Source organism: Pantoea sp. SGAir0175 (genome assembly GCF_043547855.1).
Genome location: NZ_CP028081.1, coordinates 3,926,262 through 3,950,453 on the forward strand (window position 1 = coordinate 3,926,262; position 24,192 = coordinate 3,950,453).

At 60.8% G+C, this 24,192-nt stretch carries 16 protein-coding genes; 8 read left to right on the forward strand and 8 right to left on the reverse strand.

The window, feature by feature from the left end; genetic code table 11:
• The first annotated feature begins 118 nt into the window (after positions 1-118).
• Positions 119-400, forward strand: a complete 282-nt coding sequence (gene ppiC, locus C1N56_RS18355) for a peptidylprolyl isomerase PpiC (protein ID WP_058758095.1) — start codon at positions 119-121, stop codon at positions 398-400.
• On the opposite strand, the gene C1N56_RS18360 is transcribed toward ppiC, so the two are convergent.
• Together C1N56_RS18360 and pdeH are read right to left on the reverse strand one after the other, a co-directional pair.
• Entirely contained in the window at positions 401-2,461 is a 2,061-nt protein-coding gene (locus C1N56_RS18360; protein ID WP_394516949.1) for an AsmA family protein, read from the reverse strand.
• A 61-nt stretch (positions 2,462-2,522) separates the two neighbouring features.
• The gene (pdeH, locus tag C1N56_RS18365) at positions 2,523-3,296 is read right to left on the reverse strand and encodes a cyclic-guanylate-specific phosphodiesterase (RefSeq protein ID WP_021506997.1); all 774 of its coding nucleotides are present in this window, start codon (positions 3,294-3,296) and stop codon (positions 2,523-2,525) included.
• 283 nt (positions 3,297-3,579) lie between these two features.
• On the opposite strand from pdeH, the gene C1N56_RS18370 reads away from it, so the two are divergent.
• Positions 3,580-4,518, forward strand: coding sequence for a 2-dehydro-3-deoxygluconokinase (locus C1N56_RS18370; RefSeq protein WP_394516950.1), 939 nt, complete (start codon positions 3,580-3,582; stop codon positions 4,516-4,518).
• A gap of 396 nt (positions 4,519-4,914) precedes the next feature.
• Positions 4,915-5,787, forward strand: coding sequence for an alpha/beta hydrolase (locus tag C1N56_RS18375; RefSeq protein WP_058771051.1), 873 nt, complete (start codon positions 4,915-4,917; stop codon positions 5,785-5,787).
• 134 nt (positions 5,788-5,921) lie between these two features.
• Here the strand turns inward: C1N56_RS18375 and C1N56_RS18380 are convergent, their stop codons facing one another.
• The 6 genes from C1N56_RS18380 to bcsE form a co-directional block, all read right to left on the reverse strand.
• Complete coding sequence (locus C1N56_RS18380; protein ID WP_132466034.1) at positions 5,922-7,433, reverse strand: M16 family metallopeptidase; 1,512 nt, start codon at positions 7,431-7,433, stop codon at positions 5,922-5,924.
• Positions 7,434-7,675: 242 nt separating this feature from the next.
• Entirely contained in the window at positions 7,676-8,956 is a 1,281-nt protein-coding gene (locus C1N56_RS18385) for a dicarboxylate/amino acid:cation symporter (RefSeq protein ID WP_031279619.1), read from the reverse strand.
• A gap of 232 nt (positions 8,957-9,188) precedes the next feature.
• On the reverse strand, positions 9,189-11,201 hold the full coding sequence (hmsP, locus tag C1N56_RS18390; RefSeq protein ID WP_021507002.1) for a biofilm formation regulator HmsP: 2,013 nt from the start codon (positions 11,199-11,201) through the stop codon (positions 9,189-9,191).
• A 204-nt stretch (positions 11,202-11,405) separates the two neighbouring features.
• Positions 11,406-13,043, reverse strand: coding sequence for a cellulose biosynthesis protein BcsG (bcsG, locus tag C1N56_RS18395; protein ID WP_104189219.1), 1,638 nt, complete (start codon positions 13,041-13,043; stop codon positions 11,406-11,408).
• Positions 13,036-13,224 (reverse strand): cellulose biosynthesis protein BcsF, encoded by a 189-nt coding sequence (bcsF, locus tag C1N56_RS18400; RefSeq protein ID WP_010617915.1) that lies wholly within the window; start codon positions 13,222-13,224, stop codon positions 13,036-13,038. Before bcsF ends, bcsG begins: the two co-directional genes overlap by 8 nt.
• Positions 13,221-14,765 (reverse strand): cellulose biosynthesis protein BcsE, encoded by a 1,545-nt coding sequence (bcsE, locus tag C1N56_RS18405; RefSeq protein WP_136547556.1) that lies wholly within the window; start codon positions 14,763-14,765, stop codon positions 13,221-13,223. The genes bcsF and bcsE overlap by 4 nt, the downstream gene beginning before the upstream one ends.
• 199 nt (positions 14,766-14,964) lie before the next feature.
• Between bcsE and bcsR the strand changes: the two genes are divergently transcribed.
• Genes bcsR through bcsC form a run of 5 tightly spaced genes read left to right on the forward strand, consistent with a single transcriptional unit; the run spans position 14,965 to position 24,188 of the window.
• Positions 14,965-15,159, forward strand: a complete 195-nt coding sequence (gene bcsR / locus C1N56_RS18410) for a cellulose biosynthesis protein BcsR (protein ID WP_021507005.1) — start codon at positions 14,965-14,967, stop codon at positions 15,157-15,159.
• Positions 15,159-15,890 carry a cellulose biosynthesis protein BcsQ gene (gene bcsQ, locus C1N56_RS18415; RefSeq protein WP_021507006.1) on the forward strand — a complete coding sequence of 244 codons (732 nt, stop codon included), beginning with the start codon at positions 15,159-15,161 and terminating at the stop codon, positions 15,888-15,890. Before bcsR ends, bcsQ begins: the two co-directional genes overlap by 1 nt.
• Entirely contained in the window at positions 15,887-18,502 is a 2,616-nt protein-coding gene (gene bcsA / locus C1N56_RS18420) for a UDP-forming cellulose synthase catalytic subunit (RefSeq protein WP_394516951.1), read from the forward strand. The genes bcsQ and bcsA overlap by 4 nt, the downstream gene beginning before the upstream one ends.
• Before the next feature lie 15 nt (positions 18,503-18,517).
• Complete coding sequence (gene bcsB, locus C1N56_RS18425) at positions 18,518-20,815, forward strand: cellulose biosynthesis cyclic di-GMP-binding regulatory protein BcsB (protein ID WP_394516952.1); 2,298 nt, start codon at positions 18,518-18,520, stop codon at positions 20,813-20,815.
• Positions 20,808-24,188: a cellulose synthase complex outer membrane protein BcsC gene (bcsC, locus tag C1N56_RS18430; RefSeq protein WP_394516953.1), complete on the forward strand. Its 3,381-nt coding sequence runs from the start codon at positions 20,808-20,810 to the stop codon at positions 24,186-24,188. Before bcsB ends, bcsC begins: the two co-directional genes overlap by 8 nt.
• Positions 24,189-24,192: the final 4 nt, after the last annotated feature.

Here is a 24,192-nt window from a genome sequence, read left to right on the forward strand (position 1 = left end):
GCCGTAGGGTGCGCATTGATGCGCACCTGAGCGCAAAGGTCGCCATCAATGGCGACCCTACAACTGAAGCGCACTACGCTATAATGCGTCGCACATTATACATAACGGGAACACCATCATGGCGAAAACCGCGGCGGCTTTACATATCCTGGTGAAACAGGAAGCGCAGGCGAAAGCGCTGCTGGCGCAGCTGGAAAAAGGCGCGAACTTTCAGCAACTGGCAAAAAAACACTCGACCTGCCCGTCCGGGCGTAACGGGGGCGATCTGGGGGAGTTTCGCAAAGGGCAGATGGTGCCGGCGTTTGATAAAGCGGTGTTCACCTGCCCGCTGCTGCAACCTTACGGACCGGTGAAAACCGCTTTTGGCTACCACATCATCAAAGTGCTGTGGCGTAACTGATCACTTTTTGCTTTTCATCTGCTGGAGTACGTTGCTGCACTGATTGTCATCGGTGTCGCTCGGCGAAATCAGCGCCAGCAGTGCAGCTGCCGGCGCGACCACCGCCCCCAGCGCGACGGCTGCGGCACCGCGCGCCAGCAGCGGACCGGCTTTGACTCCGGCATCCGGGTTTTTGAAGGTGCCGCGCACATACAGCGGCGAACGCAGCGTAATGATACGAATGCCCTTGCTCTCCGGATTGATCGACAGATCCAGTCGCTCATTAGCAAAGTTAGCGTTGCCGGTAACGTTGATCACCGCGTTCTCGGTATCGAACACAAACAGCCGCGGCGTCGCCAGTCCCTGACGGATATTCAGGTCGGTCGCGGCACAGTTGATGCGCACCTCATCGTCGCCAAACAGTTTACCCACCACATAGTTACCAACGTTCAGCCCGGCAATCTCCATCAGGCTGCGGCTGATCAGGCCATCGTTCATCAACAGTTTCAGCTCGCCATTGCTGGTGCCCAGCAGGTCGGCCACCGAATTGCCGGTGCCGGTCAGGCTGGCATCCCCGTTGAGCTGGCCGAGGCTGCGCTGCATGGCGGTGACATCCGGGAACAGCTGACGCAGCTGCAGCTTGCGCGCATGCAGGTCGGCGCGGCCGCGCATCGGTGAGCGATCGCCCTCCAGATGGATGGTCGAATTAATGCTGCCGCCGGCCATGCCGAAGCGCAGCGGATCCAGCAGCAGGTCGCCATTTTTCAGCTGCAGATGGGTATAAAGATCGCTGAGCGGCAGCTTGCTGCTGTGCTCGATACGCTTGCCGCTGAACTTCACGTCAGCGTCCATCACATCCCAGTTTTTGGTATCGAACTTGTCATGTGGTAACACGCGATCCGCCGGCTGGGTGCTGGCCTCACCGCGCTGCGCTTTGGCCTGCGCCGTTTTTTCACTGCCCTTGCCGGAGTTAACCCCAATCAGCGGCCCAAGGTCCGCCATACGCAGCTGGTTCGATGTCAGCTCGCCGCTTAGCGTCGGACGCGGTTTGCCCTGACGATAGCTGAGCGAACCGTGAATATCGCTGTCACCAATATGACCGTTGAATTTTTCGTAGCGGAACAGCGGCCCTTTCTCTTCGTTGAAACGCGCAATCAGATGGCCGTCAGTTTCATACGGTGGCGTGTCCGGCAGCAGTACGCCGGTTAAGCCGTACAGATTTGCCAGCGTGTCGCCGGAGAAGCGCAACCGCACATCCAGCCCGCCGAGATTGAGCGGATCCTGCAGGGTGCCATCCAAGCGCACACGTGTGGTGCCGTTGCGTACGTCGAGCTGCAACGGGAACGGCGTGGTTTTGCTGCGCAGCGACAACATACCGCCAATCTTACCGTCGCCATCGAGTTTCTGGTTGTTGTAGGTCCCGCTTGCCTGCCAGCCAAACACAAAATCGCCGGCCCCTTTTTGCTGGTCGTTACCGCCCGCGACCTGCGCGTACGGCACCGGTTTGCCCAGCGGATTGATCTTCACCGTGACATCGGCTTTGTTGATGGCGTCGCGATAGCGCAGCTGTCCCTGATCGAACAGGATATTATCAAGGCGGAATGACCATGCCGAAGGCGGCGCGTTGGGATCGCTGTTTTCGCTGCTGGCGAGGTTGAAGGTCCAGTTATTTTTCTTATCGGCGGTCTGCACCAGTCGCGCATCCGGCTGCTGCATCTTAATCCACGGCAGGTAAATCTCTTTGTGCAGCAGCGCCAGCGGCGCCAGCGTGGCTTCCACCCGCTGCAAATGCACCATTGTCACTTCCGGCACGCTGGGCGGATTACCGAGCATGACATCGTCAGCGTGCACCTGCGGCCACGGTACCCAGCTGCGCCAGCCTGGCTCTTCGCGATTGCGCACCCAGGCCACACCAAGATCGCCGCGAATAGCGAACGGCCGGTTCAGTTCTGCCGAGACTTTCTGGTTGATGGTTGGCTTCAGGCGGTTCCAGTCAAAGGTGGCGATAATCACCACGACCACCACAACCAGCAACAATAAAATCCCGACCACCCAGCTAATTATTTTTCCTGTACGCGACATTTTGCCTCCTCCTTGCCCTTCCACGTCTCCTTAAAGATAGTCGAGACGCGGCAGAACGGAATCACGGAAGCTCAAGTACCAGGTTTTCCAGCTGGTTAAACGGCAGCGGACGTGAAAAATAATAGCCCTGTGCGGCCATGGCGGGCGAGTTGCGTACCTGCTGCCACTCCTCCTCGTTTTCCACCCCTTCGACGATCACGCCGTTACAGTAACGGTTAATCAGCGCCAGCAGCATGGAGAACAGCGAGCGCCCTTCATCACTGGCGCGCAGCAGCATAAACAGCTCGCGCGAGAGCTTGATGTAGTCGTAGCGCAGTTCGGTCAGCGCGGAGAAGTTCGCCATGCCGGACCCAAAGTCATCCAGCCACAGCGGGCCCAGCTCCGGCATCTGCGCCACCATCTCTTCCTGCGGCAGCGCGTGATGCTCGGTCAGTTCGAAGCGCACCCACGGCAGCTGGACGATCAGCGCGCGCACGGGCGCATGCTGCTGAATGGCCAGTAACGTGGGCCCATCAATATTGACGGAGGCCACCAGTTGACGCTGGCTGAAGAAGGAAGCCCACTGTAATAACAGTTCAAGCTGCTCCTGGACGATGTCGAGACGCTGGGCAATGGTCAGCGCCTCGAAATAGTCTTCGGGTGACACGTTTTGCTCAGGTGCGGCGGGATGCACCACGGCGGTAAGCAGTTCAATAGCCAGTAAGCGGCCAGAAACCTGGTAAATCGGCTGGAAAGTGTAGCACCGTTGGCACTGCTGCCAGTAAAGACGGGTTTCCTGTTGTTGCTCAAGTTCGGGAGAAAAAGGCAGCCGATGACTCAAATTCTTCATCACCATGGTGTTTTCCTGGTTGGTATTGAGTGCCTGCAAATAGCATCTCAGTGGCAAGTATCGGCTCTCCCCTGGATAACTTTATTGGTCTGCGCAGCCACACGAGCTGTTGAGTCTAGCAGCGTGTCCGCGGCTTAATCGGCAAAACAACCCCCGGTTTGGCCGCTAAATCGGTGCAGAAGCGCGGTTTTACGCCTTAAGGCAAATTAAAACAGCGTTTTAAAAAGCATTGACGACTGCCATACCAGACGCGAGACTAGAGCGCAGCATTCACTACAGGCCAAACACCATGACGCAGAAAACCATCGCCATTATTGGCGAATGCATGATTGAGCTGTCCGAAAAAGGTGAGAACATCAAACGCGGCTTTGGCGGCGATACGCTGAATACCGCGGTCTATCTGGCACGGCAGAGCGATTCCAGCCAGCTGCGTGTGGAGTATGTCACCGCGCTTGGCACCGACAGCTTCAGCGACCAGATGATCGCGGCCTGGCAGCAGGAGCAGGTGCACACGCAACTGGTGCAGCGCCTGCCGGACAAAATGCCCGGGCTTTACTTCATCGAAACCGATGCCCACGGCGAGCGCACCTTTTGGTACTGGCGCAGCGATGCTGCCGCGCGCTTCTGGCTGGATAGCCCGCAGGCCGGGGCCATCTGTCAGCAGCTGGCGCATTACCACTATCTCTACCTGAGCGGCATCAGCCTGGCGATCCTGCCTGAGGCCAGCCGCGAAAAGCTGATGGCGCTGCTCAGTGCCTGCCGGCAAAACGGTGGCACCGTGATTTTTGACAACAACTACCGGCCGCGTCTGTGGGCGGATAGCGCCAGTGCGCAGCAGGCGTATGCGGCGATGCTACGCCACACCGATATCGCCTTCCTGACGCTGGATGATGAACACCTGCTGTGGGGCGAACAGCCGCTGGCGGACGTGATTGCGCGCACGCGCGCCGCCGGCGTGCAGGAAATTGTGATCAAACGTGGTGCCGACTCCTGCCTGGTGGCGCGCGGCGAAGAGCCGCTGCGGGATGTTGCGGCCATCAAACTGGCTCCGGCGCAGATTGTCGATACCACCGCCGCAGGTGACTCCTTCAGCGCCGGTTATCTGGCCGTGCGCCTCGCGGGTGGCAGCGTGGAGCAGGCCGCAGCGCGCGGCCATCTCACCGCCAGCACGGTCATTCAGCATCGCGGCGCGATTATTCCGCCCAGCGCGATGCCAAAAACCGTTTAACACCGCACACGATTGTCGCGCCGCGCTGCCTGCTGCGCGTCGCGACAATTTCCCCTCTGCCCTGACGAGAAATTGATTATTACGCTGAAAAATATCACCGCGAAAATTTGGCTTAATGACGCAGATTCACCGGGCAATTTTTACTAACGACGCACGCCATCCAGCCTCCTCTCTGCCTGACGCTCACCACTTAAATGCCGCTAATCAGACTGATTTAAATTCAATGCATTACGACGATAAACCCGACCGCCAGGCATAGTCCGAAACTGGCGACGCCGGCGGTTTTCGGCTGGACGATCGCGCGAAAAAAGACCATGTTTTAATCAACCACAGCAGGAAGCTGTCAGGTCGACCGCGAACACAATAACGACAACATGACTCGCTCAGGACAGATTTATGCACACAGAAATTATCAATATCTGGCCGCACGGCGACGCGCCAGGCGCGAGTGACTCGCGCGCTCAGCCGCAGATCGTCGATTTGGCCAGAGAGTTCGAACCTTACGACCGCGCCGCCACCGGTGTGCGCTGCCCGGAGATGGCGATCTGGCATCCGGAAACCTCAAACGGTATCACCCTGCTGGTGGCACCGGGCGGCGGGTATCAGCGCGTACTGATCGACCGCGAAGGCAGCGCCCTCGCCACCTTTTTCACCTCGATGGGTTACACGCTGGCGGTAATGACCTATCGCCTGCCGTACGACGGCCATCATGAAGGACCGGATGCGCCGCTGGCCGATGCCCAGCGTGCGGTGCGCGTGCTGCGCGAGCGCTCACAGCGCGGCCTGAACGGTAAGTACATCGTGATGATGGGCTTTTCCGCCGGCGGACACGTGGCCGCCAGCCTCGGCACCCGCTTTGGCGAAAAAATCTATCCGCTGCAGGATCAGGCCGACAGCCTGTCACCGCGGCCTGATGCGATGGTGCTGCTTTACCCGGTCATCAGCATGCGCGACGGTCTGGCGCATGAAAGTTCACGCACCCGCCTGCTGGGCGCGTGGCCGGATCAGAAAAGCATTGAGGCTTATTCGCTGGAGACGCGCGTGCACGGCCAGACGCCGCCGACGCTGCTGATCCACGCCGCTGACGATGAGACGGTTTCCGTTAATAACAGCATGGTGTTTTTTAGTGCCCTGCGTGAGCACAAGGTACCGGCGGAAATTCACTTTTATCAGAAAGGCGGCCACGGCTTTGGGATTCGTGGCGTGGCGGATCTGCCGCTGGCCAGCTGGCCGATGCTGGTGACCGAATGGCTGCGCGCTAAGACCTGATGCCCCTGCTACGTTGAACCGCAGCGGCGCTGGCGGCGCACGTTCATCCCGGTCGCTTACGTAAGCTCCTGAGGATGAACAGCCGTGCCGCCTTACTGCAGCGCACCTTATTGCGGGGATTCATGCGCCCTGGGTCATGACGAGGGTTGAGCCGGATCGGCCGCGCTCGCGCTGCCATTATTTTCGGGTTTAGCCTCATCCGGGGTAGCGGCGGCAGGCGCATCCGGAACCTTCATCACCTTGTCCCAGCTGTCCTGCAGCATCCTGACGTTGGTTTCGGGCTCACCCTGCGGCTGAATCAGCACCATGGTCAGCTCCTGCGTTAACTGCTGGCGCAACTCCTGGTTGAGCTGGTCGCGCGTTAACTCACTGAGAAACGCCTGACGCAGTTTCTGATACTGCTCCGGCGCGATATCCACCACGGAATTCTGCTGCGAGCGCAAACGTTGCCCCATCAGAATATCGGTGTCGGTGCGCGCGTAGGTGGCAAACAGTTTGTTCAGTTCCAGCAGCTTTTGCGCCATCAGCGCATCAAACTCCTCCTGCGGCAGACCTTTGTCACGTACGGTGGCCAGTTCACGCGCCACCTGGTTCAGGTTCTGCGCCAGCGACGCGTTAGGCGAATCCATGTTGATGGCGCACTGCGCACGCTGATACAGCACGCGACAGTCGAAGCCAACCTGCACGTTTTGCGCTTTGCTGTCGGCCAGCGCGCGCTGGACGTGCCAGAACAGCGCTTCACGCGCCAGATCGCTCTGCCAGTAGCGCTGCAGATTCTGCGAGTCGCGGATTGGCTGCCATGGCGTATCCCACACCAGCGACAGGCGATCCTGCATCATGCCGCCGTTAACCAGGTTGATTGGCTGATGCGGCAGCGGCGACAGCGTGGGCAGCGCCGCGGGCGCCACCCGTTTGCCTTGCAGTGGCGAGAACGCTTTGTTGATCTGCTCCGCCATGCTGCGGCTATCCACGTTGCCCACCACGTACAGCGTCATGCCGTCCGGCGTGTACCACTGCTGGTAAAAGGCATTAAGCTGGGCGATATCCACTGGCGCGCGCGGCTGTTCGCCCGGGTCATGCGCCAGCATGGTCGACCCTTTCAGGCGATAGCGCCACCACACATCCTGCGTATTGGGCGGCCAGGTCGCGATGGGATCGGTGGCGGTCAGCGCGGTCGACACCACCTGCTCATTGATGGTCATTTTACCGGCGGTGGCCGCCAGCCAGCTGAGCGCCTCTTTCAGCAGCTCCGGCCGGTTGTTCGGCAGGCTGAGATTGTATTGGGTGAAATCATAAGACGAGATGGCCGGCGGCAGCGGTCGCTGCGGATCCATCGCCTGTTGCCACAGTGCGCGCTGCTGATTGGTATCCAGCGCGGTGTTATGCACCATCGCCAGACGCGGTAAAAGATGGCTGAACCCGGTTTGCTGGGCGCTTTCCACCAGCGAACCGGTATTAACTATCAGGCGCAGCTCGATGCGATCGCTCGGACGTTGTGGTGTGGTCAGCAGCTGCCAGCTGAAACCATTGTCCAGTTTGCCTTCCTGCCAGGCGGGATCAGGCTGAAGTGTTTCGGCGTGGACGCCGAAGCCAGATGCCGCAAGCAGCCATCCGCCAACCAAAAGCCGAATTCTGGTGCCCTGCATGTGAACCCCTACTCAAACAGATAAACGCTCGTGCGCGCCATAGGCGGCCGCTTTTCAGCGAACCACGGCGGCAGGCTGCCGCCACGTTTATTCAACGACAGACTCTTTGACCACAGGAAGGCCAGGATGTCGCGCGACGAGGAAAAAAATCGGGAAAAAAATCAATGGGGTTATTATGCAAATGCCCGCTGTCAGGGCAAGCGACAGCGGGCATTTCACGACAAATTAACGCAAATAGAGGATTACGCGCTGGTCTGTGAAGCGTTATTGACCTTTTTCGCTGAAGAAAGCGTCGCTTTCATCTGCGCTTCATCGAGCTGGCCGACCCACTTCGCCACCACCACAGTCGCCACACCGTTACCCACCAGGTTGGTGAGCGCACGGGCTTCCGACATGAAGCGGTCAATGCCGAGAATCAGCGCCAGACCGGCCACCGGCAGATGTCCCACCGCCGAGAGCGTAGCCGCCAGCACGATAAAGCCACTGCCGGTCACCCCTGCCGCGCCTTTGGAGGAGAGCAGCAGCACCACTAACAGCGTGATCTGGTGGAAGACATCCATGTGGGCGTTGGTCGCCTGAGCGATAAACACCGCCGCCATGGTCAGGTAAATCGACGTGCCATCGAGGTTGAACGAGTAGCCAGTTGGAATCACCAGCCCGACCACCGATTTCTTACAGCCCAGCTTCTCCATCTTATCCAGCATGCGCGGCAGCGCCGACTCGGACGAAGACGTTCCCAGTACAATCAGCAGCTCTTCTTTGATGTAGGCAACAAACTTGAAGATGTTGAAGCCGGCCCAGCGGGCAATAATGCCCAGCACAATCACCACGAACAGTACGCAGGTGATGTAGAAGCAGATAATCAGCTGACCGAGCTGCACCAGCGATCCGACGCCATATTTACCGATGGTGAACGCCATGGCGCCGAACGCACCAATCGGCGCCAGACGCATGATCATGTTGATCACGCCAAAAATCACCTTCGAGAAGCTCTCGATGACGTTGAACATCACGGTGCCGGCGTTACCGAGGCGATGCAGCGCAAAGCCGAACAGGATAGCGAACAGCAGCACCTGCAGGATGTTACCGCTGGCGAAGGCACCGACCACGCTGTTCGGGATCACGTCCAGCAGGAAGGCAATCACGCCCTGCTGCTCAGCCTGCTGCGCGTAGACCGCAACCGCTTTGGCATCCAGCGTCGCCGGATCGACGTTCATCCCCGCGCCCGGCTGGATCACGTTGACCACCACCAGACCGATAATCAGCGCGATGGTGCTGACAATTTCGAAATAGAGCAGCGCCACTGCGCCGGTCCGTCCAACTGCTTTCATGCTCTCCATGCCGGCAATACCGGTCACCACCGTACAGAAAATCACGGGGGCGATGATCATCTTGATCAGCTTAACGAAGCCATCGCCAAGCGGCTTCATTTGCGCGCCTAACTCAGGGTAGTAGTGGCCTAACAGGACGCCGATGCCGATGGCAACCAGTACCTGAAAGTAGAGGCTTTTGAACAGTTTCATAACAGGTGTCCAGGTATAGACGGCATTCACCGCCATTGTTATGGAGAAACGCATGCGGCAAGCCGCCTGGAAGCGTATGACCTTACCGATGGCGAGGAAAATAACACTCTGTTAACAGGATTAGTATACCCTTACATTCCTTACAAAAGTTACAAAACTCTAACTATGAACTGAAACGCTTCAGCACCCCATAACGGTGCAATTCTGCAAGGAAAATCAATAAATAAGGTGATTATTCAGACGGTGACGAGCTGGCCAGCCAGCGCTGGTTAAACACCGATAACGGCAGGGCTTCAGCATATAAGTAGCCCTGTCCTATAGTAATTCCGCGCGCCAGCAGCCAGTCGCGCTGCTCGGCGGTTTCGACGCCTTCGGCAATCACGTCGAGGTGGATGATGTCGGCAATTGCCGCCACGATGCGCACCATGGTGTCATCATCCGGCAGCGCAGCGACAAAACTGCGATCCATTTTTAGCTTATTAACCGGCAGCGCTTTGAACTGATGCAGGTAGTTGAGGTTGGAGTAGCCCATGCCGAAATCATCCAGCGCGACCGCCACCCCGGTTTGCTGCAGCGAGCGCAGCAGCGCCATCGCCTGTTCAGCATCGCCAATCTGCGCGGTTTCGGTGATCTCCAGCACGAAGTTACCCGGCGCAATGCGGTGGCGCTCCAGTAGCCCCTGCAGGTGGCTCACCACGCTGGCATCGCGCAGCTGTACTGCGGAGATATTCACGCTAAGCGGAAGATTGATGCCGTGGCGCTGCCAGCCAGCGATAATGCGGCACGCCTCTTCAAATACCCAGCGGCCGAGTGCGGAGATGACGCCAATCTCTTCGGCGCTGGCGATGAACTCTTCGGATAAACCATAGCTGCCGTCCGGCATTCGCATGCGCAGCAGCGCTTCTGCGCCGGCCAGCTCGCCGGTGGCCATATTGATTTGCGGCTGCAGATAGAGCGCAAACTGACCATCCTGCAGACCCTGCAGGATGTCGTGCTCCTGGGTTAAGCGCTTCTGCGCCCGCTCGGTCAGCGCCGGGTCAAAGAACAGAATCTGGTTTTTACCCTGATGGCGCGCCGACATCATCGCCGACGTGGCGCGCGCCAGCTGTTCGCCTGCGGACACGGTGTTGTCGTCATGCAGCGCCAGACCAATGCTGGCGTTGGGGCGCAGCTGCAGCTGATACAGGTTCACCGGCTGGTTGATGCGTAGCATCAGATTGCGCGCCAGCCGCATGGCGCGAAACGGGTTGTGCGCACGCTTCATCAGTAGCGCAAAGTCGCTCGGTCCGGTCTGTGCCAGCAGCGTATGGTCATCAATGGTGCTGCGGATTTTTTCCACCAGCGTCAGCATCAGCGTATCGCGCTGCTCATCGCTCAGGACGCCATTGGCTTCCTGCAGGGTTTCGATGCGGATCACCATCAGCCCCCACGGCTGCTGGCTGTGGCGATGGCGGATGTGCTGATCAAGCAGCGCCAGAAACAGCGCGCGGTTGGGCAAATCGGTCACCGCGAAATGGGTGGTCAGCCGGCTCATCTCATCGTGAATCGACTCCAGCACCTGCTGATTGCGGTTGTAGCTGCGAATCAGCATGCCGATCTCATCGTCGCGATGATTGTGCGGCAGCGCCAGCTTATGAGTGAGAATGGCGGGCGGCGGCAGCTCCTGCAGCTCACGCGAAATATTACGCAGTGGATGCACGATCAGCCGGTTGATACACCAGCTGATCGCCACGGACAGAATCAGCGCCAGCAGCAGATAGGTGGTGATCATGGTGGACAGCGTGCTGAGCAGGAACTGATAAACGCGCGACGAATCAGCCTGCAGCACCAGATAGGCAATCGGCTTCGGCAGCCCGCTGCGCTCGACCGAATAGAGCGGCAGCGTAATCTGCACCGGCAGTTCGAATAGCCGGGCGACAAAGCGCGGCACCGGCTTCTCCGGCGCGAAGTCGGCGTGCAGCGCCTGGAAGGCGTTCGGCAGCACCACATCGGCGCGCGACAGAATGCCCGCCGGCTTAAGGGTATTCAGAATGCGTTCGGCCTGCGGGATATCGGCTTTGAGCACCGCTTCGGACAGCGGCTGGCGCACGGTATGCGCGACGTTCTCCATCTGCTGGGCGTAATCCACCCTGCGCTGCTGCACAAAATGGAATAACTGGATGACGATAAAAATACAGATGGTGACCAGCGCCACGGCGGACACGGTGGCCATCTGCTTTATCGTTAACGAACGACTGACGCGCAACAAAACCTCTCCTGGCCGCCGGGGGCCGTGACAGTTGCCGGAATGCGCAGCAAGTATATCCCAGGTCAGCATTTTTTTGCGCCGGGATAAAGGCGAAAATCACGCAACTGCCCCGCTTTACGCGCGGTTTCAGCATTTTGTCAGCCATTAGCGGCGCAGAGACAAAACGGTGCGCGCCAGCCCGCACCGTTTGCCGCTCAGGTTTTACTGCGGATAGGCTACCCAGTCGCCGCCGTTAAGGCGAATCCACGGTTTGCCCTGATACATCATCACGACGGCGTTATCATTTTCCGACACCACTGGCGTCTGCGGCAGGTTATCCGCCAGCACCGACATGTTGACATTCGGTGCGTTAAACACCTGACCGTCCACCACCCGCGACACCAGCTCGGAAATCGCCAGCAGGCTGACAGGCGTATCGATGGTCAGCGGCTGGCCCTGATGCGGCGCTTTCATGCCAACAAATTTAATGCCAACCGGCACGTGGGTGATGCCCGGGCTCGGAATGTCGCGCAGCCCGGACATCTGCATTTTATCCCCCTGCAGTGCCGCACCGTGCTCCGGCACCACCAGCACCATCACCCGGCGTCCCGACTTTTCCAGATTGGTCAGGAAGGTATCGAGCTGGTCGAACAGTACCCGTGCGCGCGGCTGCCACTCGGCGGTGCGAGTGCTGCCCAGCTCGCGCGTACCGTCGTGCAGCGGAATCAGGTTGTAGAAGGTGGCGCTGCGCGCATCGCTGCTTTTGCTGCGGTCATCAAGCCAGCGCTGCATCAGCTGCCCATCGTTGTACACCGGCGAACCATCAAAAGACGTCAGCTCCGGCGCAATCCCGGCCTGCGACATCAGCGGCGCCTGCATGTTGCCATCCTCGCGCAGCTCTTTCAGGTAGTTACCGAACACACCGGTATGATCCATCATCAGCTGCTGCTTAAAGCCCAGCTTCGCCAGATTATCAAACAGATAGCAGCGCTGGTCGGTGGCTTTATACAGGTTACTGTGTGAGGTCTGGCCGCAGCTGGCGCGCAGCAGGCGAATACCGGCCGGGCCGCTGTAGCCGGTGGCGGAGTTATAGTTGTTCAGCACGATATCAAAGTGCTTCCACAGCGGATGGTCACGCAGCTGCGCCACATCAATGTCCGACCACGCCAGCGAACAGATGTTGATCACCAGAATATCGAACGGCTGCGAATCGGCGGGCAGCGCATCCGGGAAATGCGTGACGCGCTGGCGTTCGCTGTCGTAAAAGCGATTCAGCCACGCGGTGAGGTTGGCGCTGGTGGGCGGCGCGCTTTGATCGAGTCCCGCCGCGGCCGGGCTGGCGGCCGGTTTGTCGTTCAGCGCCACCGGCGGTGCGGCGGCTTTGCTGGGCAGCAGGCTGACCGCCGGGCCGGCGAGCGTCAGCACGTTCAGCCAGATCAGCGCCAGCGACACCAGCACGGTGACGCGAATCCACTGCGCCACGAACAGGTAAATCACCAGCAGCACAAAGGCCGCGCCGATCATCTCCCAGTTAATAAAGCGCTGCAGCAAATCCAGCAGATAGGCCGGCGAGAATCCCGCCACCTGGCTGCCCTGGCTGAGCAGCGAGTTCAGACCCGGCAGCCAGGTATCGTGCCAAAACAGCGCGAAGCCAATCGGCAGCGAAACCCACTGGCGCAGACGATGCAGCCGCGCTGACGGCAGCGGAAACAGCAGCCACGCCAGAAACACCAGATTACTCAGTGCATGGAAGTTGAGATAGCCGTACCACAACAGACCAAATTTGATCAGAAAGTAAAAGTTCCAGCCGCCGAGGCCGCGCCAGCGCGCCGCGTGCAGCGTCGAAGGTGTGTTATCCATGTTTATCCGTTTTGGTCGATTGGCGTTGCCACTGCCCTTCCGATTTGAGGGCGCGGGCAGGTAACAGGCGCATCAGCAGGCTGGTGCTGCGCTGCGGCAGCCAGCGTCGCCACAGCGATTTCAGGAACAGCAAAATCAGTAACAGCAGGATCGCCACCTGCACACCATCCATCAGCGTCATACGTGCGGCTCCCCGAGATCTATGATGATTGGCTGCGGCGTCTGAGGGCTGCGCGGCGCGGCCGCTGCCGGCGCGGCTGGTTGCGCAGCGGCCGGTACCCTGAGCGGTTCGAACTGCGCCACCGGCGTCAGCTGCCGCACTTTATTCACCTCCGACAAAATCTGATTGTCGGCAAACCACACCATGCGGTTGCTGAACAGCTCGTCGTGCGGCAGGGAAAATATCGATTTCAGGGCAATGTCCAGGTCGTTAAAGCGGCAGGAAGAGAGGAATAAATAGAGCCGATCGTCAACCAGCGTCACCAGGTCGCCAAAACGACGTGGTTTACACAGCGTCAGCACCTGCGGCGGCGACAGCTGCGGCACCGGGCGCAGCGCCACCATCAGCCCTTTGTCGTTTTCCGGCAGCAGCGTATTGTTCATCAACTGCTGTACCGCCGCACAGAAACGCTCCAGCGGCAAATAGCCTTTCTGCTGCAGCGGCTGTAGCGCCTGCACCAGCGCCGGCAGATCGGCCGGCACGTGGCGGGTAAACTGCTGGCCCTGCACGCCTTCCAGTGCAGTCAGCAAGCGCGACAGCGGCGCCGCCGTTGGGACAATGCTGTTAACGCCGCACGCCAGTAGCAAACGTTCGTCACTGTAGCGCAGGCTGGTGCCGAGTTCCCGCACCACGATTTTCAGCGCGTTGCCGCGCGATCGCCGCAAACCATGGACCATGCTGGCCAGAGTCGGCACATCCTGATTATGGGCCAGGCTAAAGATGACCGTGGCGGCGTTAGCCTGCTGCCCGCGCGCATACACGCTCTCGTTATCGCTGAATAGTTGCCACTGCGCGGAAAGCGGCGGCGCCCCTTCCAGCACATCCTGCTGGGCCAGAAACTGGTTTTCATCATTGAGGCTCAGCGGCTGTGACGCGGCAGCTTCAGCCTGCGCAATAAACTGATTATCAATACAGTTCAGGCGGATAGCGCGGTCGGCCAGCAATTTATCGGCGGAGTACCACCAGTTAATTCGATATTGCCAGCTATCCTGCTGAAATTCTAAATGGGCGACACCATCAAGCTGACGAAAATAACGCTGCAGATGATTTCGCAGGGGAATAATTGCGGTTCCGCAGGTGATCATTAGCAGCGTCATTTGTTTTTTTAACAGAACCCGGCGCAAGCCTTTTATCCACACGGTCAGTTCATCCGGGGATAATTTGCTCCACAGCGCCGCCTGACTATAAAACATGACCAGACCGCTACGTTTATTCATTACGCGCGCCATATCGCTGGCCAGATGTTGCAGGCTGGCTTTATTGGCAGGCAGCGAAAATAAGGGAATACGCGCCGGACCGCCGGGCGGATCGGGCGTTAACAGCGCCTGCGGGGGTTCATCCGCGCTCACCAGCGTGGCCGCCTTTTGCTGGCTAACCACCTGACGTAACAGCGTTCGTGCGTCTTCGGGCCGCTGGCAGGTTATCCAGTAAAATCCCGGCGACTGCAGGGCGATTAATTCCTGTTGTACCTGCTGCAGGCCAAGCGTATAAAGATTTTTCATATTAGCGTCGCGATCTGTACAATCCAGGCTAGTTTAATATAGACGGCAACGATTGGAACTGCTGAAATAAAAAAAGCTGCGCACGCGCCAGACTGTTTGAACTTTGCCGGGCCAGAAATCGCTGGCTGCGGTTTTATACGCGACAAGAAAAATATCACCCCTCTTTATCCGTTGTCGTTTCTTTGGTGGCAAAAAAGTAATGAAAACTGAAAATGCTTTTTCACTGATCGCTGTCGGCAGCGAAGATCAGGATGATATTAACGCCCTGAGTGACGCCTTTTCACTGAAGGCGTTTCGCTATATTGATATTGCCCGTGAAGCGCGTCTGCAACAATTGCTGTCGCGCTGGCCGTTGTTGCAGGAATGCACGCAGGGACCGGAGTCACCACGCTAATGCCGGTTCTCGCCTTACAGGGGCTGCGCGGCGGGTGTGGCGCGACGGCACTCAGTGCCGCGCTGGGCTGGGCGCTAAACGCGCTGCAGCAGTCGGTGCTGCTTATCGACCTTTCGCCAGCCAACCAACTGGCGGCCCACTTTAATCTGCCGCTCGACACGCCGCACGGCTGGCTGCGTGCGCAGCTGGATAACCAGCCGTGGCAGCACAGCGCGCTGCGCTATCAGCCGGGGCTGGATTTCCTGCCGTCTGGCACGCTCACGCATCAGCAGACCTTATCCTTAAACGCAGCGACAGCGGAAATTGCACAACCGCTGCTTAAGGCTTTGCCGGCCCTGAAACAGCGCTATCAGTGGATTATTTTCGACCTTCCGGCGGATCTGCTGCCGTGGCAGCAGGCGTTCATCCCGGCCGCCGATCGGCTGCTTCAGCTGTTAACGCTGGATGCCAACTGCCAGCTGCGCCTGCACCGCGCGCACTTTTCGCCGCAGACGCTGTTTCTGATTAACCAGTTCAACGCCAACAGCCAGCTGCAGCAGGATCTGCATCAGCTGTGGCTGCGCTCGCTTAAGAACCTGATTCCACAGGTGATTCATCGCGATGAAGCGCTGGCGGAAGCGCTGATGATGAAACAGCCGGTGGGCGCCTGGCGTCCGCATGCGCTGGCCAGCGAAGAGATCAATACGCTGGCCAACTGGCTGCTGCTGCATGTCGCCGGAGGTGGCGCATGAATGCGCTGCGCTGGCTGCTGGTGCCGCAGGCCTCGCAGGCATTGCAACAGCGCGCGCACCTGGCGCGTCAGCACGGCGCCGGGCGGTTAACGGTCGCGCTGCATCTGCTGTGGTGCGTGTTCGCCTGGTCGCTGCTGCGGCTGGAAACGCCGGCGTGGCGGCGCGTGCTGCAGCAGCGTCAGCGCTACTTCCCGCATATCTCTCCGCTGCGCCCGCGTCCGCTCGATATCGTGCGCTATGCACTCCAGAGCCTGTGGCTGCTTATCATGCTGCCGCTGGACGGCAGCGCGCGCAGCGAGCGTAAACGTTTTAACGCCTTTGGCTCGCTGTTCCGCTGGCGCCAGCAGCTGTATCAATGGCTGGCGCAGCTGCCGGCGCGGCTGGAGCACAGCGGCGTGCCGCAGCGCAGCGAACGCTGGCTGCAGCGCCTGCCACGGCGCGTGCGTCAGCTGCTGTTCATCGTGGTGGCGATCGCCGCCAGCCTGCTGGCGCTGCTGTGCATCTCGCAGCCGTTTGATATCACCACGCAGTTTGTGTTTGTGCTGCTGCTGTGGGCGCTGGCCATGCTGGTGCGCCGTATGCCGGGCCGGCTGGTGACCATCATGCTGATCGTGCTGTCGCTCACCATCTCCTGCCGCTATCTGTGGTGGCGCTATACGGAAACCCTTAACTGGGACGATCCGCTCAGCCTGACGTTTGGCCTGCTGCTGATTGGCGCGGAAACCTACGCGTGGACGGTACTGGTGCTGGGCTATTTCCAGACGCTGTGGCCGCTCAACCGCCAGCCGGTCTCAATGCCGCCGGAGATCGCCAGCTGGCCCAGCGTCGATATTCTGGTGCCGACCTACAACGAGCCGCTCAGCGTGGTCAAACCCACCATCTATGCTGCGCTGGGCATCGACTGGCCGCAGGATAAACTCAACATCTATATCCTTGATGACGGCACGCGCGAGGAGTTCCGCGAGTTTGCCGCCAGCGTGGGCGTCAATTACGTGGTGCGCCCCAGCCACGAACACGCCAAGGCCGGCAACATCAACCATGCGCTGAAAACCACCTGCCGCAGCGAATACGTGGCGATTTTTGACTGCGACCATGTGCCGACGCGCTCGTTCCTGCAGCTCACCATGGGCTGGTTCCTGAAAGATCACCGGCTGGGCATGCTGCAGACGCCGCACCACTTCTTCTCGCCAGACCCGTTTGAGCGCAACCTCGGTCGCTTCCGCCAGACGCCGAATGAAGGCTCGCTGTTTTACGGTCTGGTGCAGGATGGTAACGACACCTGGGATGCCGCCTTTTTCTGCGGCTCCTGTGCAGTGCTGCGCCGCAGCGCGCTGAATGAGATTGGCGGTATCGCGGTAGAGACGGTAACCGAAGATGCACACACCTCGCTGCGACTGCACCGCCGCGGATACACCTCAGCCTACATCCGCATTCCACAGGCCGCCGGGCTGGCGACCGAAAGTCTGTCAGCGCATATTGGCCAGCGCATCCGCTGGGCACGCGGCATGGTGCAGATCTTCCGTCTCGATAATCCGCTGTTTGGCAAAGGACTGAAGCTGGTACAGCGGCTGTGTTACGCCAATGCCATGCTGCACTTTCTTGCCGGTATCCCCCGGCTGATCTTTCTGCTGGCGCCGCTGGCGTTTCTGCTGTGCCATGCCTACATCATCTATGCGCCCGCGCTGGCCATCGCCATCTACGTGCTGCCGCACATGGTGCATACCAGCCTGACCAACTCGCGCATCCAGGGGCGCTGGCGCCACTCGTTCTGGAGCGAGGTGTATGAAACCGTGCTCGCCTGGTACATCGCCCGCCCCACCACCGTCGCGCTGTTTAATCCGCACAAAGGCAAATTCAACGTGACCGCCAAAGGGGGCCTGGTAGAAGAGCGCCATCTCGACTGGGTGATCACCAAACCCTACATGCTGCTGGTGCTGCTGAACATTGCCGGTATCGGCATGGGCTTCTGGCGCATGGCGCACGGCCCGGCCAATGAGCTGCTCACCATCTGGGTCAGTCTGGTGTGGGTGGTTTACAACATGATTATTCTCGGCGGCGCGGTGGCGGTGTCGGTGGAAGCGCGTCAAATCCGTGAAGCGCACCGCGTGGAGATCGCCATGCCAGCGGCGCTGGCACGCGCCGATGGTCATATGCTGCCGTGCACGCTGCGCGACTACTCTGACGGCGGCGTGGGCGTCGAACTGCGCGAGCCGGATGCACTGCGCGAGAACGAAAGCGTCTCGCTGCTGCTGCGGCGCGGACAGCAGGAGTTCAGCTTCCCGTGCCAGGTACAGCGCGTATTTGGCCGCCGCGCGGGTATCCGCCTGCACCAGCTCTCCACCCGCCAGCACATCGAATTTATTCAGTGCACCTTTGCGCGCGCCGATACCTGGGCGCTGTGGCAGGACGGTTTTCCGGAGGATAAACCGGTGCAGAGCCTGGCGGACATTATGCTGCTCGGCTTCAAAGGCTATTTGCGGCTGGCGGAGTATGGTCCGGCACCGCTGCGCCGCCTGTTCCGTGGCCTGACCGCCGGACTGCACTGGCTGGCAACGCTGTTGCCGCATAACGTCCGTCCGCGACCGGCAACGCTCAACACTGATTTTACCTAAGCTGATGATATGACCATGACGAGAAAACTGAGTTGGTTCACCGCCCTGCTGCTGGGCACGGCGCCTCTGGCGCAGGCGGCACTTCCGGCGGCGCTTCCTGCTGCACCGCCTGCGGCAACCTCTGCGCCGCTGCCCGACGTGAACCAACCGCTCGATGCCAGCGCCCCGCTGCGCGATAGCCAGCTGCTGTTTACCCAGGTGGCACCGCCGCCGGGTAGCATGACGCTGCGCGGCACCGTCCCTACCAGCCAGATTGAGTTCGGCGTGCGCAGCGACGAAGTGGTCACGCGCGCGCTGCTGACGCTCAACTACCGGCCTTCGCCGGCGCTGCTGCCGACGCAGTCGCAGCTCAAGGTGTATCTCAACGATGAACTGGTGGGACTGGTCACCGTCACCGCCGATCAGCTCGGCAAAGAAAACCAGACGCAGCTGGCGATCGACCCGCGCTACATTAGCGATTTTAACCGCATCCGCCTGGAACTGGTCGGCCACTACGCCAACGTGTGTGAAAATCCGGCCAACAGCACCATCTGGCTGGATATCGGTAAAGCGAGCAAACTGGACCTGACGCTGCAGAAGCTGCCGCTGAAAAACGATCTCTCTCATTTCCCGGAGCCATTCTTTGACGCGCGCGACAACCGGCCGCTGCAGCTGCCGATGGTGTTCAGCGGCCAGCCGGATGTGCAGCAACAGCGTGCGGCAGGCCTGCTGGCCTCGTGGTTCGGTAGCCAGGCGCAGTGGCGCGGCCAGTCCTTCCCGGTGCTGTATAACCAGCTGCCGGAAGGGCAGCATGCGGTGGTGTTCGCCACCAACGATCGCCGGCCGGACTTCCTGCAAACGCTGCCGCCGGTGGACAAACCCACCGTGGAAATGATCAGCCAGCCGGACAATCCCTATCAGAAGATGCTGCTGATTCTCGGCCGCGACGATAACGATCTGATCACTGCAGTAGAGGGCATTGCGCAGGGTGAACTGCTGCTGCGCGGCGAGCGCGCCACCATCGACAGCGTAAAACTGCTGGCCCCGCGCCAGCCGTACGATGCGCCAAACTGGGTACGCACCGATCGCCGTACCACCTTTGGTGAACTGACGCAGTATCAGAACCAGCTGCAGACCGATGGCCTGCAACCCAACCCAATTAGCCTGACGCTCAACCTGCCGCCGGATCTGTTCCTGGTGCGCGCACGCGGCATTGATATGGACCTGATCTATCGCTACACCTCACCGGTGCAGCAGGACGGCTCACGGCTGGCGGTGCATCTCAATAACCAGTTCATGCAGGATTATCCGCTGACCAGTAAAGATGGCGCGGGTCAGCAGCTGATGCGCATTCCGCTGATGCAGGGCCTGCAGGACAACAGCCGTCAGCTGACCATTCCGGCACTGCGTCTCGGTGTGGTGAACCAGCTGCGCTTTGATTTTGACTACGCCAATACCTTTATCGGCGGCACTGCCGATGGCCGCTGTGAAACCGTCACCCCCGTCGCGCATCATGCGGTGATCGACGATCGCTCCAGCATCGATTTCTCCGGCTATCGTCACTACATTGAAATGCCTTCGCTCGGCGCGTTTGCCAGCGCTGGCTTCCCGTTCAGCCGCTTCGCCGATCTGGCGCAAACCCTGGTGCTGGTGCCGGCAAAACCGGAGAGCGGCGAAGTCAGTACGCTGCTTGACGCGCTGGGGGCGATCGGCGCCCAGACCGGCTATCCGGCACTGCGCGTGCAGATGAGCGATGACTGGCGCAATGCGAAAGACCACGATGCCGATCTGCTGCTGATCGGCAGCATTCCGCCGGATCTGCAGGCGGAGACAGCGATCAATCTGCTGGTGGATCGCACGCGCAGTACCCTCAACATGCCATCGCGCCCGGGCAGCGCGCCCAACGTGCCACTGTCAGCCAGCGAGCGCACCGCCGAAAGCCAGACCGGCATCAGTTCGCGCGGTCCGCTCGGCGCTCTGGTTGGCTTCCAGTCGCCGTTTCACGATCAGCGCAGTGTGGTGGCGCTGCTGGCTGACAGCCCGCGCGGCTGGGAGTTGCTGAACGGTGCGCTGCGCGACAGCGGTAAGCGCGCGGCGATGTTCGGTTCCGTCAGCATCGTCCGGGAGTCCGGCGTCAACAGCGTGCGCGTGGGCGATACCTACTTTGTCGGGCATCTGCCGTGGTGGGAGCGGCTGTGGAATCTGCTGGCCACCCATCCGGTATGGCTGGCGATATGTGCCGTGCTGGTGGTGATCCTGTTCGCCCTGATGGCCTGGCGCCTGATGCGCATGGTGAGCCGTCGTCGCCTGGCTGAGCTGGATGACGATGAATAAGTTACCGCTTGCGCTGCTGATCGCCAGTGCGCTGGCCGGCAGCGTGGCGGCCGCGCCCGGTCCGCAGGTGGCGCCGGTGGCGTGGCTGCTGATGCAGATTCGTACCGGCGAATCCACCAACAAATACGATTTGGTGCAGCAGTCGCTGTACCGGCTGGAAAAAATCGATCCGGATAACCCGCAGGTGCTGGCGGCGCGCATTCGTATGGCGCTGCGTCAGGGCGATCAGGCCAAAGCGCAGCAGCTGTTCGATGCGCTGCAAAAGGCTGCGCCGGATGACGCCGCCACACGCGAATCTGCGGCAGGTTTGCGCCTGATGAGCCCCGAAGGACGTCAGCAGCTGCAGCAGGCGCGGCTGCTGGCCACCGCCGGACGGCTGCCGGAGGCCAAAGCAGCGTGGGATGCGCTATTTCACGGCGTCTTTCCCGATGTAAACACCGAACTGGAGTACTGGCGACTGGTGGCGCGCCTGCCGGGCCAGCAGCCGCTCGCCTGGCGTCAGTTGCAGGCGCTGGAGCAGCGTTATCCGGGCAATATCGGCGTCGAGCTACAGCTGGCGCGCATGGCGTTTGATAATAATCAGCCGGATCAGGCGGTGACCCAGCTGCGTCAGCTGGCCAACCGCGACGGCGGCCGCGATGCCGCGTCCGAACTGTGGCTGCAGCAGATCCAGAACCAGCCGGTAAGCGAGCGCAGCGTTGCCAGCCTGCAGCAGTATCTGCAGGTGTTCACCAGCGGCGATGCGCAACAGCGCGGAGCGGATGAGCTGGCGCGTCAGCAAAAAATGCTGGCCGATCCGGCCTTCCGCCAGCGCATGCGCGGCCTGGCGCTGGTCGAAGCTGGCGGCGGCGCGGCGGCAATCGGCGCATTACAGGCGGCGCTGAAGGCCAATCCGGACGACGCCGAACTGCTCGGTGCTATGGGCCAGGCACAGGCGCGTGCCGGTCACCGCGCCGCCGCCATCAGCTGGCTACATAAAGCGATTCAGGCGGGCCAGGCCAGCACGCAAATCGGCAAGTGGCAGTCCCTGTTACAGACCAATCGTTACTGGCTGGCCATCGACAGCGGCGACGCGGCGCTGAAGCAGGGGGATTTATCCGGCGCTGAACGGCAGTACCGCAGCGCGCAGGCTATCGACAGTAATGACAGCTGGGCGCTCATCGGCCTCGGCGATGTGGCGCAGGCGCGTAAAAACAGCGCGTTAGCCCGGCAGTACTGGCAGCAGGCGCTGCGCCTTGACCGCAGCAACGGCACGGCGCAGCAGCGCCTGAGCAATTTACGTATTGAGAGCCTGCTGGCCGACGCAGACACACTGGCGCAGCAGCAGCAATGGCCGCAGGCGGTAGCGAAATACCGTGAGGCGGCTCAGGCGCGACCGGATGATGTCTGGCTGGCCTGGCGGCTGGCCAATGCGCTACGCAGCAGCGGTGACAACCAGGCAGGCGCGGCGGTCATGGCCGCGATGGTGCGCCAGCAGCCGCAGCAGCCAGCCGCGCTGTATGCCACGGCACTGTGGCAGTCATCCGGCGACGACGATGCCGCCGCGCTGGCCACGCTGCACCGTTTACCCACCGCCCGCTGGGACAGCAACATGCATGAACTGGCGGATCGCCTGGCGCAAAACCAGGCGTTCGGGCATGCCGGGGAGCTACGCGCCCGCGGTGATGAAGCCGCCGCCATCCGCTTGCTGCAACAGCAGCCGGCCTCGCCGCGCCGCGACATTACGCTGGCCGACTGGGCGCTGGAGCGGGGCGATGCCACAACAGCACTGGCCGGTTATCAGCAGGTGCTGCAGCAGGACGCCAGCAACAACGATGCCGCGCTCGGCCGCATCGAGGCGCTGCTGGCGCTACAGCGCACCACCGAAGCGCGCGCAGCGCTGCACAGCCTGCCGGACAGCGTGGCGCAGCAGAGCCTGAACAGCGGCCGGCGTGTAGCGCTCGCCTGGCAAAACAGCGGCGATCTCCTCAAAGCGCAGCAGCTGTTCAGCGCGCTGAAAACCCGCGCCGCCGCTGTCGCGCCGTCACAGGAAAAAGCGCTGGTGCTGCGTGATGCCGCGCGGCTGGAGAGACAGCAGCGCCAGCCCGCGCTGGCACAGCAGGATTACCGCGCGGCGATGGTCGCCAGCGGCATCACGCCTGCGCTGCCAGACGATAACGCCCGCTATACCCGGCTGACGCGCACGCAGGCCCAGGACGACTGGCTGAAGCGCAGCATCCGCAGCGACGCCGCTGACCTGTATCGCCAGCAGGACACCACCGTGACGCTGGAACAGGACTACTCGCGCGATAAGGGCAACGGTGGCACCTCTGACTTTACCGCTCATACCACCATGCTGCAGGCGGAGACCCCGCTGGCCGATGGCCGCAGCTTTGTGCGCGTCGATCACGTACAGGTGTCTGCCGGAACATTTTCCACCACTGATGGCAGCCACAGTGAACAGTTCGGCAGCTGTAACGATACCAACGCCGGGGGCTGCCGGCGCGATTTCACCCAGCGGGACGAAGGCACCGCGCTGGGCGTCGGCTGGCACAACGATCGCTGGTCAGCCGATATCGGCACCACGCCGCTCGGTTTTACCGTCACTAACTGGGTCGGCGGCTTAAGCTGGAAAACTGACATCGACGATCTCGGGGTGACCTTTACCGCTTCACGTCGCCCGATCTCCAGTTCGCTGCTGGCTTACGCCGGCGCGCGCGATCCGGCCACTAACGGCGGCAAAAACTGGGGCGGCGTCGTCGCGACTGGCGGCGGCATCGGCCTGAGTTACGATCGGGGCGGCGCGCACGGGATGTGGGCCGATCTCAGCGCCCATCAAATCAGCGGTGAAAACGTGGCAGATAACAGCCGCGAACGGCTGATGGCAGGCTACTACTACAAGCTGATCAATAGCGACAACCAGCGCGCCACCATCGGCCTGAACAGTATGCTGTGGCACTATCAGAAAGATTTGAGCGACTACACCTTTGGCCAGGGCGGCTATTACAGCCCGCAGCGCTACTTCTCGCTGGCGGTGCCGCTGACCTGGCGTCAGCGCACGGAAAACTGGTCGTATGAACTCGGCGGCTCGGTGTCGTGGTCACAGTCAACCACCGACGCTCAGGCGCGCTACCCGGTGAATCCCGGCTTTACGCTGGCCAGCAATCCGTCATCGGACAGCAGTTCCGGACGCGGTTTCGGCTATACCGTGCAGGCGTTGATAGAGCGGCGCATCACGCCGCACTGGTCGCTGGGTTTGGCCATGGATATTCAGCAGGCGAAAGATTACACCCCAAGCCACGGGCTGCTGTATGTGCGCTACTCAATGGCCGGCTGGAACGGCGACATGGATATGCCACCACAGCCACTGGAACCGTATGCGGATTTTAAATAAGCAC